This is a genomic window from Henriciella aquimarina, assembly GCF_002088975.1.
Lineage (GTDB): Bacteria > Pseudomonadota > Alphaproteobacteria > Caulobacterales > Hyphomonadaceae > Henriciella > Henriciella aquimarina.
The window spans coordinates 53,662-68,466 of sequence record NZ_NCST01000085.1; the positions used below are offsets into that span (position 1 = coordinate 53,662).

Sequence of the window (14,805 nt, forward strand, 5' to 3'; positions counted from 1 at the left end):
CGGTGACAGGGCTGTTCAAGAGGCCCGCCCGTCTGCCGCCGTCAAAAGGCGATGGTGATGGAATTGATCGATGCTGTGAAGCGGGAATGGACAGCCGTGAAGACGCTGTCGCGGGTCAAGCGCTGGGTGGACCCGGTTTCAGAGGAGCCGGATGTGCTGCTGCCGGACGATCTGGAGACCTGTATCGACCAGTATGGCGAGCGCACCGCCATCCGGTTCGAGGGCCGCAGCTGGACCTATGGCGACATCGACAAGCTGGCCAACCGGATCGCCTACTGGGCGCTAATGAAGGGCCTGCACCGCGGCGACACGGTCGCGCTGCTGATGGAAAACCGCCCGGAATATATCGCCGTCTGGTACGGCCTCTCCAAGGTCGGCGTCATCACGGCGCTGGTGAATACCAGCCTGACCGGCAAGAGCCTCGCCCACAGTGTCGAGATAGTGAACGCCCGCATGATCATCACCGGCAAGGAGCATGACGGCGCCGTCGCCTCGCTGCCGCCCAGGCTGCGCAAGGCACTGCCGGTGTGGAGCTTCGGGGGCAAGCGGGGCCGCGATTTCTCCCACACGCTCGCCTCGCATTCCGACACACGGCCGGCGCCCTCCTGCCGCTCGCGGATGAGCGCGCAGGCGACCTGTCTCTACATCTACACCTCCGGCACGACCGGCCTGCCCAAGGCCGCGCGCATGTCGCACGCCAAGGTGCGCACCATGCTTCGCACCTTCATCGCCCCCTGCAAGGCGAGCGCGAAGGACCGCACCTATATCACCCTGCCGCTCTATCACACGACCGGCGGGCTTTGCGCTGCGGGCGTCGCCCTGATGACGGGCGGCGAGATCATCCTGCGGCGGCGCTTTTCCGCCTCGGCCTTCTGGCAGGACTGCATCGAGCATCAGGCCACCATCATCGCCTATGTCGGCGAACTCTGCCGCTATCTGATGAACCAGCCCGAACAGGCCGCCGACCGCCAGCACAGCGTGCGTGTCGCCCTCGGCAACGGGCTCGGCCAGGATATCTGGAAGGGCTTCAAGACCCGCTTCGGCATCCGCCACATCGTTGAGTTTTACGGCTCGACCGAAGGCAATGTGAAATTCATGAATTATGACGGCACGCCCGGCGCCTGCGGACGGGTGCCGCCGGTCGCCCGCAAGCATTACCGCCATGTCGCTTTCGTCAGATACGATGTCGACACGCAGATGCCGGTGCGCGACGACAAGGGCCACTGCATCCGCGTCGCCACGAATGAAGTAGGCGAGGCGATCGGCCGGCTCGGCGATGACGAGATGAGCCGGTTTGAAGGCTATCAGGACCCGGCCGCCTCCGAACAGAAGATCCTGCGCGACGTGTTCGAACCGGGCGATGCCTGGTACCGCACCGGCGACCTGATGCGCATGGACAAGCATGGCTATGTCTATTTCGTCGACCGCATCGGCGACACCTTCCGCTGGAAGGGCGAGAATGTCTCGACCAGCGAGGTCGCAGAGGCCCTGTCGAAAGTGCCCGGCGTGGAGACCGCAAACGTCTATGGTGTGGCCGTGCCCGGCGCCGACGGAAAGGCCGGCATGGCCTCGGTCACCGTCAATGGCTATCTCGACTACAAGGACATGCTGGACCGGCTGGCCGCGCATCTGCCGAAACACGCCATCCCGGTCTTCATCCGCGAACAGCAGGAAGCCGCCACGACCGGCACCTTCAAATACCGCAAGACCGACCTCGCCAAGGAAGGCTTCACGCCGAAATCCGCCGAGGACCGCGTCTGGTATGCCGATCCGGAGACCGGCGAGTACAAGCTGCTGACGGAAGAGACGCTGAAGAAGATCGGAAACGGCGGCTTCCGCTTCTAGGCAGGCCAGTCTTTGCGCCTCCTGTCGAAGGATAAAGCTTTTGCCCCCTTCGACCGCTTCGCGGCCACTTCCCCCGCAGGCGGGGGAAGAAAACGCCAGGCCACAAGCTTTCCTCCCCCGTTCACGGGGGAGGTGCCGGCAGGCGGAGGGGGCCTGCCTAACGCCCCATCGCCTCCCGGACGATGTCGGATTCCGCTTCGCGGATGATCGCCTCTTCCGCGCTTTCGGAATTGACCGGCTCGCGGCCGACTTCCAGCATGACCGGCACGGCGAACGGGCTGATCTTCGCCAGCGCGCGATGGTCGATCTTGCCACGGATGCGCACCAGCATGTCGGATAGACGGCGAATGTCGAGCAGGCCGGTGGCCGCGTCCTGACGGGCGGCCTGCAGCAGGATATGGTCCGGCTCGTGGGAGCGCAGCACGTCATAGATGAGATCCGTTGAAAACGTGACCTGCCGGCCCGTCTTCTCCTTGCCGGGCAGGCGCCGGGCAATCATGCCGGAAATCTGCGCGCACTGGGCAAAGGTGCGCTTCATCAGCGGGCTCTCGTCGAGCCAGGCTTCGAGGTCGTCGCCCAGCATGTCCGGGTGGAAAAGCGCGTCCATGTCGATGCCGGACATGTCATCCATCGCCCAGACCGCCATGGCATATTCCGAGGCGACGAAGCCGAGCGGCTTGGCGCCAACGCGTTCCAGCCGCCGGGTCAGCAGCATGCCGAGCGTCTGGTGGGCGAGCCGCCCCTCGAAGGGATAGGTGACGAGATAATGCCGGTTGGCGCGCGGGAAGGTCTCGACCAGCAGATGGTCCGGCGGCGGGATCTCTGACTTCTCGCGCTGGATCTCGAACCATTCGCGCACCTGATCGGGCAGCCCGCTCCACTGGTCCGGATCGTGGATCATGTGGCGCACCCGGTCGGCGAGGAAGGTGGTCAGCGGGAACTTACCACCATTGTATGACGGGATAGCCGGCTTGTCGGCTTTCGCGCGGGTCACGAGGACGTCGAGTTCGGACACACCCAGAAAGCGAAGAATTTCGCCCGCAAAGAGAAATGTGTCGCCGGGCGTGAGCGTCGAGATGAAGTATTCCTCGATCTCGCCGAGCTTGCGGCCCGCGCGCATGGTGCGCTGCTCGCCGCGAACCTTGGAGACCGCCTGCCCGCCGGTCGGCTCGCCCGTCTTGCCAACAAAACTCGCCAGCCGGACATTCATCAGCTGCGCCTCGACGATGGCGCCGACATTCATGCGGTGCTGCTGGGCGTCGCGGGCGGTGCGCACGTGCCAGACACCGTCCCGGCCCCGTACGATGCGTTTGAAGCGGTCATAGGTCTTCAGCGCATAACCGCCCGTCGCCACAAGGTCGACGACGCGCTCATAGGTTTCCCAGTCGAGCGCCTCATAGGGCGCGGCGCGGCGGATCTCGTTGAAGAGCGGCTCAAGCTCGAAGCCCTCGCCGCAGGCCCGGCCCATGATGTGCTGGGCGAGCACGTCGAGCGCGCCCTCCCGCATTGGTTCGCCGTCGATCTCGCCGGCCTCGACGGCGGCCTCGGCGGCGCGGCACTCCAGCACCTCGAAGCGGTTGGTCGGCACGAGCAGCGCGCGGCTCGCCTCGTCCATGCGGTGATTGGCCCGGCCGATGCGCTGGATAAGACGCGCAGCCCCCTTCGGCGCGCCCATCTGGATGACGAGGTCGACCCCGCCCCAGTCGATGCCAAGGTCGAGCGTGGAGGTGCAGACCACGCCTTTCAGCACGCCCTTCGCCATGGCCGCCTCGACCTTGCGGCGCTGTTCGCGCGCGAGCGAGCCGTGGTGCAGTGCAATCGGCAGGGCGTCTTCGTTCACCCGCCACAGCTCCTGGAACAGCATTTCCGCCTGGCTGCGCGTATTGACGAAGACCAGCGCCATCTCGGCTGCCTTGATCGCCTCATAGACCTCCGGCACGGCAAAGCGCCCGGAATGGCCCGACCAGGGGATGCGTTCGCGCGAGACCATGATGCCGATGTCGGCACTGATGCCCCCCTCTGCGCGGATGAGCTTCGTCTCACGGCCCGCCCGCTTCGGCAGCCAGTCGGCGAGCTGGGCCGGGTCGCGCACGGTGGCCGACAGGCCGATGAAGCGGCAGGCCGGCGCCCATTCGGCAAGCGTCGCCAGGCCAAGTGACAAGAGGTCCCCGCGCTTGGAGGCGGCGATGGCGTGGATCTCGTCGATGATGACGCATTTCAGGTCGGAGAAGAAATCGGCGGCATGCTGCGAGGCAATGAAAAGGGCGAGCTGCTCCGGCGTCGTCAGCAATATGTCCGGCGGATTGGCGCGCTGGCGCTGGCGTTTCGAGGCGGGCGTGTCGCCGGTACGCGTCTCGATGCGGATGTCGAGCCCCATCTCAGCGACCGGCGTGTTGAGATTGCGCTCCACATCGGTCGCCAGCGCCTTCAGCGGCGAGATGTAGAGGGTGTGAAGCGCCGGTCGCCCGGAATTGGATTTCGGCTTCTGCTCAAGCTCGATCAGGCTGGCGAGAAAGCCGGCCAGTGTCTTGCCGCCGCCAGTGGGCGCGATGAGCAGCGCGCTGTCGCCGGCAAGCGCGGTTTCGGTGAGCGCCAGCTGGTGGGCGCGCGGCGTCCAGCCGCGTCCGGCGAACCAGTCGGCAAAGCGCTGCGACAGCAGGCTGGGGTGAGGCGCATCCGGCATGGCCCAAGAACATAGCGCGAATACGCCTCGCCTTCGATGGGCTTTTCAGCAGGCCTAGTCGTTATATTCCGCTTCGGCCTCGGAGGCGCGCATCTGCGCTTCCAGGCGGTCGGAATCGCCCTGGGCGACGGCGGCCAGCACATCGCGCGTGAAGGACACGATATCGAAACGCTCGCCCTCGGCCAGGTCATAGCCGCGGCGCACGATGACCAGCTTCATCGACGGGATGATCACCATGTACTGGCCGCGATTGCCGATGCCGGCAAACGTGTCCGACGGGATGCCCTGAAAGCGGTCGAGCAACCAGAAGGAGGCGCCATAGCCGAACGAACCCGGATCGCTGCGGTCCGGCTGGGCCGGGCCGGGCGTGGAGACGAAATCGACCCAGCCCTGTGGCAGGATGCGCTCACCGGCCCAATAGCCGTTCTGGACATAGAGCTGGCCGAGGCGGGCCATGTCGCGCGCCGTCATCCAGACCTGGCTTGAGGAGATGAAGTCGCCGCCCCAGTCGGTTTCCAGCGTGGTGTTGAGCGCGCCGATCTTGTGCAGCAGGCTCTCATACGGGAAGCGCCAGAAGCGCTGGTCGTCATCCATGGTCTCGCGCAGGCCGCGCATCGCCGCCAGCGTGTCGTAATTGGCATATTTGAAGCGCTCGCCGGGGCTGACTTCCAGCGGATTGACGATGGCGGTGTCGGTGACGCGCGCGCCGCCGAAATAGGTCCGGTCGGTACGGCTGCCGGTGACGCCGGAATCGAGCCCGCTCGCCATTTGCAGCGCGTTGCGCAGCGTGATCTCGCGGCGCGGATCGCCGCCGGCGGTCCAGTTCTCGACGAGGGCGGGATAGTCGAGATCCATCATGCCCTGTTCAAGCGCCGCGCCGATGATCGTCGCGGTGAGCGATTTCGCGACCGACCAGGTCCGCTGCGGCGTCGTCGCATCGAGGCCACGGGCATAGCGTTCGGCGACCAGCTGGCCGTCGCGCAGGATGACCACCGCGCTGGTGCGCGTGCCATTGCCATAGGTGCTGCCGTCAAAGGCATAGCTGACCGGCGTCTGCAGGCGCATCGTATAGGGCTGGGCATCGATCAGCTTCACATCCGAACCGAGGGCAGTGGAGACGTCGCTGGTCTGTTTGGGGAAGGTCCCGCCGAAGCGCGGCAGCCAGTCGGCCGCGCCCGGCTCGGCGCCGATCGGCAGGAGCGAGCAACCGAAGCCCTCGCGCCAGGCCGCAATCCGGGGCGGCTCACCGCGCTCATAGCGCACCGCGACGGTGCGGTTGCGGTCATTGATGCTCGGCTCGGAGGTATAGCGCATCGGCTCGCGATAGTCGGTATAGATGCCGTCCAGCTCGTTGAACTCGATCTCGTTGAGCGACTTGTTGGCCGTATAGGTGCCCGAGCAGGTGAAGAGCGCCTTGTAGCCGGCCGCCAGCGCCTTCTGCATGATTTCGGTGTCGCCGCCCTCCTGGGCTGAGGCCGCGGCAGGGGCGAGAAGGACAGTGGCAAGGGCGGAAAGCAAAAGGCGTCGCATGATGTGAGGCTCCATTCATATCGAGGACGTAATCTGAGTGTGGCGAGACTATGTCACATGCGGAAAAGGCAGAAACATGGCAGTTTGTCCTACAGGGCCAGGACCTGTCTTGCGCGCCCCCGGACTTGGGCCGTGACACCGAAATACAATCAGTGTACTCCTTTCCAAAACCAGAGGTGGAAAGGATCGCCGAATGAGACGTCTTGTTGGATCAGCCGTGATGTCTGTCCTGTTTTTCTGTGGCGCGGGCGCGGCCGCCCCTCAGCCCCCCGAGACCGAACCGGCCCCCGGCGCGGAAGAGGAGTCCGCATCTGATGGTCAAAGCCTGAAAAGCCTTCTTGAGGAGGGTTACGACCTGGTCGAAGTGGAGGAAAATTTTCTCTACTTGAAAAAGGACGCGTCCCTGTACCGGTGCCTGATCATGGATCTTCCGGTTATGTGCAGCAAACTCGCCTGAGCTGAAGCCAAGGCGACGTCAGGTCCGAAAGCACGGGCGTCTTGCAGGCAGGCCGGTCAGGCGGCTGTCAGAGCCTCACGCCAGTAGTCTTCCCAGCCGAGCCCGGCGAAACAGGGCCCCTGGGAGACTTCGTGCATTCTGAGCCCGTTATAGAAGCCGTTCCACTCGATCAGGCGCACGCGCGCCTCGCGGTCCACGCTGACATCCCAGCCGATGCAGCGGGCATTGTTGATGCGGGCGTGCAGGGTGCGCACCGCATCGCAGGCGTCCGCGAAGCCGGGATAGGTGTGCCCGGCAAAGGCAAAGTCATAATCGGGGTGCGCCGTCATCGGCAAGAAGCCGCTTGAATAGCCCGTCTCGCCGAAGGCGCCGGTGGCGATGTCCAGCGGGACGAGAATGTGGGTGGCCGACTGCACATGGTCTTCCGCCGCGCGCCCAAGCCGGAGCGTGGCGCCGCGAAGCGAGACCGCGCCATCATCCTGCTTGACGGTGGTCAGCCGCAGGGTCGCCACGCTGTTCGGGGTCAGGACTTCCAGCTCCGCATGCTGTTCGATGAAGGCCTGGACCACGCCATTGGGGAAGCCGGCGGCGAGCGCCTGCCGGAACCCGTCGCGGTCAAGCATCATCACATCGCGGCCCTGGATGGAGCTGTCGGCCTTGAAGACGATGCGGTCGGCCTGCGCGAAGGCGGTGTCCATGGCGCTTTCAGGCGGGACATAAGCCCCGCTCCGGTCGAAAAAGAGGCCGTTCACATGGGTCAGGATATCCGGCAGGAGGTCGGTCTGCAGCGACGCACACGAGGCTGATTTCAGCTCCGAGATCTTGCCATTCGCCCCGTTCAGGCGCGGGATCACCCAGTCGAAATAATAATCATCCGGCATCCAGCCTTCGCGGAAACCGCCATTCGCCGCCGAATAGGCCATCAGCCAGGACGCATAGCGCTCATGGCCCAGCACGTCGCGCGCATAGTCGCGGCACTGGCGGGCCGTCGCGCTGTCGAGCCCGTGGCCGGCCTGCGCCAGCGCGGCGAGAATGCCATTCGCCTGGTTGCGGTGGCCGAGCCGCCGGCGGCGCTCTTGCAGCGAGCGGATGGACCCGTCGAGTAGCTGTCTGATCTGTCCCGCCATGCGCGTCTCCTGATAGCGCGCGGGATCTCGCAAGATCCTTGCCAGTGAGAGGGGCGGCAGAGCGGCCCGCGCGCCCTATATGAAACCCCATGATCCGACCGGACCTGCTTCTCAAACCCACCCCCAAGGGCCTCTACTGCCCGCCCGGCGACTTCTATATCGATCCGGTGCGCGGGGCCGTCGACCGCGCTGTCGTCACCCACGGCCATGCCGACCATGCCCGCGCCGGCCACGAACACGTCCTCGCCACACCGGAAACGCTCGCCATCATGGCCGCGCGCTATGGCGAAGGCTTTGCCGGGTCGACGCAGGCGCTGGAATATGGCGAGGCGGTCGAGATAAACGGGGTCACGGTCTGGTTTTCCCCGGCCGGCCATGTGCTGGGCTCGGCCCAGGCAGTGGTCGAGTGGAAGGGGCTGCGCATGGTGTGTACCGGCGATTACAAGCGCCGCCGCGACCCGACCTGCCGCGCCTTCGAGCCGGTCGCCGACACGCATGTCTTCATCTCGGAGGCGACGTTCGGGCTTCCTGTCTTCAAGCATCCGGACACCGATGGCGAGATCGCCAAGCTGCTGGATAGTGTGCGCATGTTCCCCGAGCGCACCCACCTTGTCGGCGTCTATGCGCTCGGCAAGGCGCAGCGCGTCATCAAACTCTTACGCGAGGCGGGCTATCATGAGACGCTCTACATCCATGGCGCGCTGGAAAAGCTTTGCCAGCTTTACGAGGACCATGGCGTCGCGCTCGGCCCGCTGGAATCGGCCACGCTGGAGACGAGCGAACGCGGCGCGCAGGAGCGGTTTCGCGGCAAGATCATTCTCGGCCCGCCCTCGGCCTTTCACGACAAATGGGGCCGGCGCTTCCCCGACCCGCTGCCCTGCTTTGCCAGCGGCTGGATGGGCGTGCGCCAGCGGGCGAAACAGTCGGGCGTCGAGCTGCCGTTGATCATCTCCGACCATGCCGACTGGGACGAACTGACAGACACCGTGCGCGAGGTCGACCCGGAAGAGCTATGGATCACGCATGGCCGCGAGGATGCGCTGGTGCGCTGGGCAGAGCTGGAAGGCCGCAAGGCGCGCCCGCTCAGACTGGTCGGCTATGAGGAAGACAATTTCGAATAATGCAGGCCTTTTCCGACCTCCTCGAACGGCTGATCCTGACCCCGTCGCGCAATGGCAAGATTGCGCTTCTGGCCGGCTATTTCCGCAGCCAGCCGAGCCCCGCACGCGGCTGGGGCCTGGCGGTGCTGACCGGCGAGCTCGACATTCCCGGCGTGAAGGCCGGCACGATCCGCAAGCTCGCCGAGGACCGGGTCGACCCGGAACTGTTTCGCCTGTCCTATGACTATGTCGGCGACCTGGCAGAAACCGTCAGCCTGATCTGGCCCGGCCAGCGCGGCGCCAATCGTGTGCCGCCGATCGAGGATGTCGTCGAGACGCTGCTCGGCGCGACGCGGGCGCAAGGCGAGCGGCTGGTCGCCGGCTGGCTCGACATGCTGGAGCCGAAAGGCCGCTGGGCGCTGATCAAGATGGTGACCGGCGGGCTGCGCATCGGGGTGTCGGCACGGCTGACCAAGCTGGCACTGGCGGAAATGGGCGGGGTGGAGCCCGGCGAGATCGAGGAGATCTGGCATGGCCTGGAGCCTCCCTATGAAAGCCTGTTCGACTGGCTCGACGGCACCGCCGACAAGCCCGCGCCCGACATTGCCGCGCCCTTCCGGCCGGTCATGCTGGCGCATCCGCTTGTGACCAAGGACAAGCGCGACACACCGGACGCCATCGACCCGGCCATGATCGATCCCGACGTGTTCGCCGCGGAATGGAAGTATGACGGCATCCGCGTGCAGGCGGTCAGTGAAAACGGAACGCGGCGGATCTATACGCGCACCGGCGACGACATCTCCCACACCTTTCCCGATGTGCTGGCCGGCATGGATTTCGAGGCCGCGATTGACGGCGAGCTGCTGATCGGCGCGCCGAATGGCGAGGTCGCGCCCTTCAACGAGCTGCAGCAGCGCCTGAACCGCAAGACGGTGACGAAGAAGCAGATGGAAACCCGGCCCGCCTTCATCCGCGCCTATGACATCCTGGTCGAGGGCGAGGAAGACCTGCGCCCCCTGCCCTTCCGAGAGCGGCGCCAGCGGCTGGAAGCCTTTGTTGACCGGGTTGGCAGCGACCGGGTCGACCTTTCCCCGCTTGTGCCGGTGACGACGCTGGAGGCGCTGGAGGACCACCGCAACGCCCCGCCCGCGCCGGAGATTGAGGGGCTGATGCTGAAGCGCTGGGACAGCGTGTACGAGGCCGGGCGCCCGACGGGACCGTGGTGGAAATGGAAGCGCGACCCATTCCTGGTCGATGCCGTCCTGCTCTATGCCCAGCGCGGGCATGGCCGCCGCTCGAGCTTCTATTCCGACTTCACCTTCGGCGTCTGGCGCGACGGCGAGGAGGGCCTCGAGCTGACGCCTGTCGGCAAGGCCTATTTCGGCTTTACCGATGAGGAGCTGAAACTGCTCGACAAGTTCGTGCGCGAAAACACGATCGACCGCTTCGGCCCGGTGCGCGCAGTGACCGCGACCGAGGATCACGGCCTTGTGCTGGAGGTCGCCTTCGAGGGCCTCAACCGCAGCCCGCGCCACAAGTCGGGCCTCGCCATGCGCTTTCCGCGCATCAACCGCATCCGCTGGGACAAGCCCGCCGCCGAGGCCGACCGCATCGAGACGCTGCAGACACTGCTGCCGCCTGATCCGATCGCCAACCCTTGAGCGTATGTCTCTGGTAAACCAGCGATCGCCTTGGCAGAGAGGACTCCGATGAAAGCCCCCACCGCTCTCCCGCTTCTCCTGGTCGCGCTCCTGCAGGTGCTGGTGCCGCTGCTGCCGGTCATGGGGATCGGAAACTTTGTCGGCACGCAGTTTACGCGAGGCGATATTCCGCCGGAGCTGCCGCTTGGGCCCTTCTTCTCGATCTGGAGTGTGATCTTCGCGCTCTATTTCACCTTCGCCCTGTTTGCCCTCCTGAAGCCCAGCTATCTGGAAGCGCATCTCGGCGCGCCGCTGCTGGCGGCGGGCGCCGGCAATGTGGTCTGGATGCTGAGCGCGCAATTCCTCGCCAATGACTGGCTGAACTTTCTCCTGCTGATCCCCATCCTCGTCTTTTCATGGCAGGCCGCCCGGCGCCTGCACCGCATGGGCGGCTGGGACGGTACAGGCCGGCGGCTGGTCGCCGTGACGCTGACGGGGCTGCTCTCCGGCTGGCTGACGGCGGCGTTCTCGGTCTCGGTCCCCGAGGTCGTGCGAACGCTCTTTGGCCTCGCGCCGACGGATCAGGTCTGGCTCTCGTTGTGGTGCGCGCTCATCCCGGCGGGGCTGCTCGCCTGGGCCTTTGCCAGCCGGATCAGCCGCAGTCTCTGGTTTTTCGTGGCGCTGGGCTGGGGCCTCACAGGCGTGGCGCTGAACAACTGGCTGCGCACGGAGACGCACGGGCTCGCCATCATGACGGTCGTGTTCGGGCTTTACGTGATCTGGCGGCGGCTGCGCTATGGAGCGCGGCCAGCCTTCGAATAAGCCTTAGCCGGTCCGGGTGCGGGCCTCGACGGTCTCGTTCAGGCTGCGCACCAGCGCCGGGCTGATCGCCCCGGTCGGTTCAAGGCCCGTCTTGGCCTGATAGGCGCGGATCGCTTCCTGTGTGCCATTGCCCATGACGCCGTCGGCCGGACCCGGCTCATAGCCGAGCGCACCGAGAACCGTCTGAATGGCGGAGACCTGCGCCTGCGGATTGCGCTGCCAGGACGCGTCGTCGAAATCGCCATTGGCGCGCGGGTCGGCGGCGGCCTCCGTCCAGGCGGCGGCGCGGCGCTGGGCCTGCTGGGCCTCTTCCAGCGACAGGCTTTCGCGCAGCTCCTCGACCTTGTCGAGCGCGCCGTCATCGCCCTGTGCATGGGCGACTTCATACCAGTAGAGCGCTTCGGTCTGGCTCGGCGAGATGCCGAGGCCGAGCTGGTAGAGCACGGCGAGATTGTACTGGCTGTCGGTCAGGCCGTAATCGGCGGCCTTGCGGAACCAGTCGACAGCGGCGGCATAATTCTGCGAGCCGCCTTCGCCCTCGGCATAATAGACGGCAAGATCGTGCATCGCCTTGACGTTGCCGCCCTGTGCGGCGCGTTCGGTCCATTGGCGCGCCATGCTGAGGTCCTTCGGCACGCCAAGGCCCTTTTCGTGCAGCTTGGCGAGGCGGTATTGCGCGGCCGGTTCGCCGGCTTCGGCGGCCTTGCGGACAAGGCTCGGCCCGCTTGTATAATCGCCGGCATCGAGACGCTGCTCGCCCAACAGGAACTGGGCTGCCGGATTGCCGTCTGCGGCTGCGGAATCAAGCGTCGGCGTATCGGGAACGGTCGGCAGGCTGGCGAAATCCGTAGCGGCAGGCGCCGGGGCAGCCTCTGCTTCGGCCTCAGCCATGGTCTCCGGCGCGGCGGGCGGAGCCGCTTCTGTCGTTTCCGGCGCTTCGAAGAGGTCGGCTTCCATGGCGGCCTCGTCGGCGTCGCTCATCCCGGCCAGCTCGTCGGCCTGCAGCGGCGCGATCAGCGGGGCCTCAGCCTCCGGGGTCTCGACCGCTGCTGTCTCGACCGGCATGTCTTCAGGCGCTTCGACAGCGGCACTGGTCTGTTCGGCGCGGGCTGGCGTTTCCGATGAGCCGACGACAGGCTTGCCGGCATCGTCCTGCAGACCGCGCAGGGTGAAATAGGTCCCGGCTGCAGCCGTGGCGAGCGCGACGACGGAGACCGCGGCAACCAGCGGCAGCTTGCTCGAGCGCTTCTGCGGGTTCGCCCCGCCCAGGCTGCGCCCGTTCTGGGCCGACGTCGCGGCCATGGCGGCCTGGCGGGCACGCGAAAGATAGTCGGTCGCGTCTTCGTCTTCCTCGGGTTTGAGGGTGTCCTCGTCTTCGGCCTCGTCACTGGCTTCAGCGGCGTTGGTCTCTTCCTCATCGTCGGAGAACAGGGCGTCGGCTTCGCTGTCAGCCTCCTCGGGGCCGGTCTCGTCGGCCGCGGTGAAAGCGCCGGCCTCATCCTCGCCGAAGATGTCGCTGTCGCGGGCTTCGTCGCTACCATCGTCCCAGCCGGCGAGTTCCGATAGCGGATCCTCCTCCGGCTCGTCCATCAGGGCGAACTCATCATCAGCCGTGTCGGCGGCCTGTTCGGGCGCCTCTTCCGGGGTGTCGGTGTCGAGTTCGGAAATGTCCGGCAGGCCGGCTTCGAAATCGTCTTCCTCGAACGGGTCGTCGATCTCGGCGGTTTCGATGTCCTCGGGCTCTTCGATGTCGAGCTCGAATTCCTGCGCAAAGGCGTCCGCCTCGGCCTCGGGCTCATCGTCGCTCTGGGACGAGCTTGCTTCGGACTCGAGCGCATCGCCGAAATGGTCATAGGCCGGGGTCGCAAAGTCCTGCTCGAAATCCCGGTCGGTGTCGGCGTGCGGCGGGCTGGTGAAATCCTCCAGCGCTTCGAGCCGGGTGGCGAGCGAGGTGATCGCCTTCTGCACCGGCGACATGGCGCTGACCTGCTGGCGCTGCATCTCGTCGATCCGGTCGGACACGCCCGACAGCGCATCGGAGAGCTTCACGGCCTGCTGCTTGCGCGAGGCCTCCATGGAGTCCTTGAACTCGTTGAACGCCTTGTCCTGACGCGACTGCAGGCGCTGGGCGACGCTGGCGACCTGTTCGCCGACCTGCTCGATGGCGGCGGCACTGCGCTGTTCGCTTTCCTCGACACGGCTGTCGAACTGGTCGGCGAGCGATTTCATCTGATCGGTGATCTTGTCGATCACCTCGTCATTCTGGGCGCTGAACTGTTCGAGCCGGTCGCTGACCTCGCCAGAGAGCCGGGTCATGTCCTCGCGCACGGCGCTGACGGCGTCTTCGGGGTCGCGGGCCTCGACGTCGCGCAGGCGTTTGTCGAAGGCGGTGGAGATGCGCCCGACCTGGTCGGTCATGCTTTCCAGCGCGCGCGACGAGCGTTCCTCGCCGGCCGCCATGCGCTTCTGCAGCCCCTCGATGGAGGATTCCAGGGCCGCGACCTTTTCATCCGACGCCCCGCCGGTGGCAGCCTGCTCGATCTCGCGGGCCATGTCCTCGCGCGTGGTCTCGATGGAAGCGCGCAGCTCGGAGGCAAGCCCCTCGAAGCGTTTCTCGAACTGTTCGCGCAGCTCGGCGGCGGCTTCCGGAGAGGCCTGTTCGGCAATCGCGTCGATGCGCTTGTCGAGGCTCTCGAAGGTCTTTTCCAGCCCCGACAGCGCGGAATTGGTCGTCGCCTCGGCACGCTGCAGGCGCTCCTGCATGCGCGTCATGACGGATTCGATGGAGGTCAGCGCGCCGGCGACATCGCCTTCGACGGCGTCGATGCGCTCATTATAGCGGTCGAGCCGGCCGAGCCGGGCGGAGACGGTGTCCTCGATGCCGGAGAAGCGCTCGGCCATCTGGCGGTCGGTCTCGTCGGTGCGCGACTCGACATCCTTGATGCGCTCATGGAAACGGCGATTGGTCTCTTCCAGCCGGGCCTGGACATCCTCGCGCAGCGCGCCGGACTCCGCCTTCTGGCGGGCGCTTTCCTCGGTGATCTGCGAGGAGAGCCGGCCAAGCGCCTGTTCGAGCGATTTCAGCGTTTCGAGATTGCGCGCGCCGGTCTCGTCTTCCTCGAGCGCGCGGACCTTGTCCTGCAGCTGCTCATAAGTGCTGGTGAGATCGTCGATCAGCCCGTCGACATCCTGCGCGACCGTATCGGTTTTCTCATCGGTCTTGTTGAGCCGGGCGACGAGGCCGACAATGGACTGGTCGATCCCGGTCAGCGCCAGGGTGGAACGGGCCTCGACGGCTTCCAGCCGGGCGACCAGCTGGTCGAAACTGCCACGGCCGCCGCGGCGCGGTTCCTCCGGCTCTGTCTCGACGGCGCGGGGATAGCGCGGCGTGCGCATGTCGCGGGCCGCCATCATCTCGTCCTGGGTTTCTTCCAGCAGCATACGGTTAATATACTCGCCGATGGTGAGGCCTTCCTCACGGGCGGCTTCGCGCGCAGCTTCACGGGCTCTCTGGTCGATGCCCTTGACGCTCCATGGACCGTAATTTGTCATCCGCGCACTCCATCACTTCACGGCAGCCGCGACCGGGGATGGCGAGCCC

At 66.1% G+C, this 14,805-nt stretch carries 9 protein-coding genes; 5 read left to right on the forward strand and 4 right to left on the reverse strand.

Going from position 1 to position 14,805, the window contains the following annotated elements; genetic code table 11:
* Positions 1-51 precede the first annotated feature (51 nt).
* The gene (locus tag B8784_RS13870; RefSeq protein ID WP_084398540.1) at positions 52-1,845 is read left to right on the forward strand and encodes a long-chain-acyl-CoA synthetase; all 1,794 of its coding nucleotides are present in this window, start codon (positions 52-54) and stop codon (positions 1,843-1,845) included.
* A gap of 157 nt (positions 1,846-2,002) precedes the next feature.
* Here the strand turns inward: B8784_RS13870 and B8784_RS13875 are convergent, their stop codons facing one another.
* Together B8784_RS13875 and B8784_RS13880 are read right to left on the reverse strand one after the other, a co-directional pair.
* Positions 2,003-4,528 carry a ligase-associated DNA damage response DEXH box helicase gene (locus B8784_RS13875; RefSeq protein WP_084398541.1) on the reverse strand — a complete coding sequence of 842 codons (2,526 nt, stop codon included), beginning with the start codon at positions 4,526-4,528 and terminating at the stop codon, positions 2,003-2,005.
* 54 nt (positions 4,529-4,582) lie between these two features.
* A complete protein-coding gene (locus B8784_RS13880; RefSeq protein WP_084398611.1) occupies positions 4,583-6,058 on the reverse strand; it encodes a serine hydrolase domain-containing protein in 1,476 nt (491 codons plus the stop codon).
* Between the two features lie 193 nt (positions 6,059-6,251).
* Here B8784_RS13880 and B8784_RS13885 point away from each other — a divergent pair, with 193 nt between their 5' ends.
* Positions 6,252-6,515 (forward strand): hypothetical protein, encoded by a 264-nt coding sequence (locus B8784_RS13885; protein WP_143435492.1) that lies wholly within the window; start codon positions 6,252-6,254, stop codon positions 6,513-6,515.
* Positions 6,516-6,571: 56 nt separating this feature from the next.
* On the opposite strand, the gene B8784_RS13890 is transcribed toward B8784_RS13885, so the two are convergent.
* Positions 6,572-7,642 (reverse strand): sugar-transfer associated ATP-grasp domain-containing protein, encoded by a 1,071-nt coding sequence (locus B8784_RS13890; protein ID WP_084398543.1) that lies wholly within the window; start codon positions 7,640-7,642, stop codon positions 6,572-6,574.
* An 89-nt stretch (positions 7,643-7,731) separates the two neighbouring features.
* Here B8784_RS13890 and B8784_RS13895 point away from each other — a divergent pair, with 89 nt between their 5' ends.
* Genes B8784_RS13895 through B8784_RS13905 form a run of 3 tightly spaced genes read left to right on the forward strand, consistent with a single transcriptional unit; the run spans position 7,732 to position 11,204 of the window.
* A complete protein-coding gene (locus tag B8784_RS13895; protein ID WP_084398544.1) occupies positions 7,732-8,763 on the forward strand; it encodes a ligase-associated DNA damage response exonuclease in 1,032 nt (343 codons plus the stop codon).
* Positions 8,763-10,403 (forward strand): cisplatin damage response ATP-dependent DNA ligase, encoded by a 1,641-nt coding sequence (locus B8784_RS13900; protein ID WP_084398545.1) that lies wholly within the window; start codon positions 8,763-8,765, stop codon positions 10,401-10,403. The genes B8784_RS13895 and B8784_RS13900 overlap by 1 nt, the downstream gene beginning before the upstream one ends.
* 48 nt (positions 10,404-10,451) lie before the next feature.
* Entirely contained in the window at positions 10,452-11,204 is a 753-nt protein-coding gene (locus B8784_RS13905; protein ID WP_084398546.1) for a hypothetical protein, read from the forward strand.
* Between the two features lie 3 nt (positions 11,205-11,207).
* Here B8784_RS13905 and B8784_RS13910 read toward each other — a convergent pair whose 3' ends face one another.
* Entirely contained in the window at positions 11,208-14,756 is a 3,549-nt protein-coding gene (locus B8784_RS13910; RefSeq protein ID WP_084398547.1) for a peptidoglycan-binding protein, read from the reverse strand.
* Positions 14,757-14,805: the final 49 nt, after the last annotated feature.

Bases quoted from the DNA above. Each gene is read 5' to 3' on its own strand.
- B8784_RS13870 (WP_084398540.1), top strand. From the start codon at position 52: ATGGTGATGGAATTGATCGATGCTGTGAAGCGGGAATGGACAGCCGTG.
- B8784_RS13875 (WP_084398541.1), bottom strand. From the start codon at position 4,528: ATGCCGGATGCGCCTCACCCCAGCCTGCTGTCGCAGCGCTTTGCCGAC.
- B8784_RS13880 (WP_084398611.1), bottom strand. From the start codon at position 6,058: ATGCGACGCCTTTTGCTTTCCGCCCTTGCCACTGTCCTTCTCGCCCCT.
- B8784_RS13885 (WP_143435492.1), top strand. From the start codon at position 6,252: ATGAGACGTCTTGTTGGATCAGCCGTGATGTCTGTCCTGTTTTTCTGT.
- B8784_RS13890 (WP_084398543.1), bottom strand. From the start codon at position 7,642: ATGGCGGGACAGATCAGACAGCTACTCGACGGGTCCATCCGCTCGCTG.
- B8784_RS13895 (WP_084398544.1), top strand. From the start codon at position 7,732: ATGATCCGACCGGACCTGCTTCTCAAACCCACCCCCAAGGGCCTCTAC.
- B8784_RS13900 (WP_084398545.1), top strand. From the start codon at position 8,763: ATGCAGGCCTTTTCCGACCTCCTCGAACGGCTGATCCTGACCCCGTCG.
- B8784_RS13905 (WP_084398546.1), top strand. From the start codon at position 10,452: ATGAAAGCCCCCACCGCTCTCCCGCTTCTCCTGGTCGCGCTCCTGCAG.
- B8784_RS13910 (WP_084398547.1), bottom strand. From the start codon at position 14,756: ATGACAAATTACGGTCCATGGAGCGTCAAGGGCATCGACCAGAGAGCC.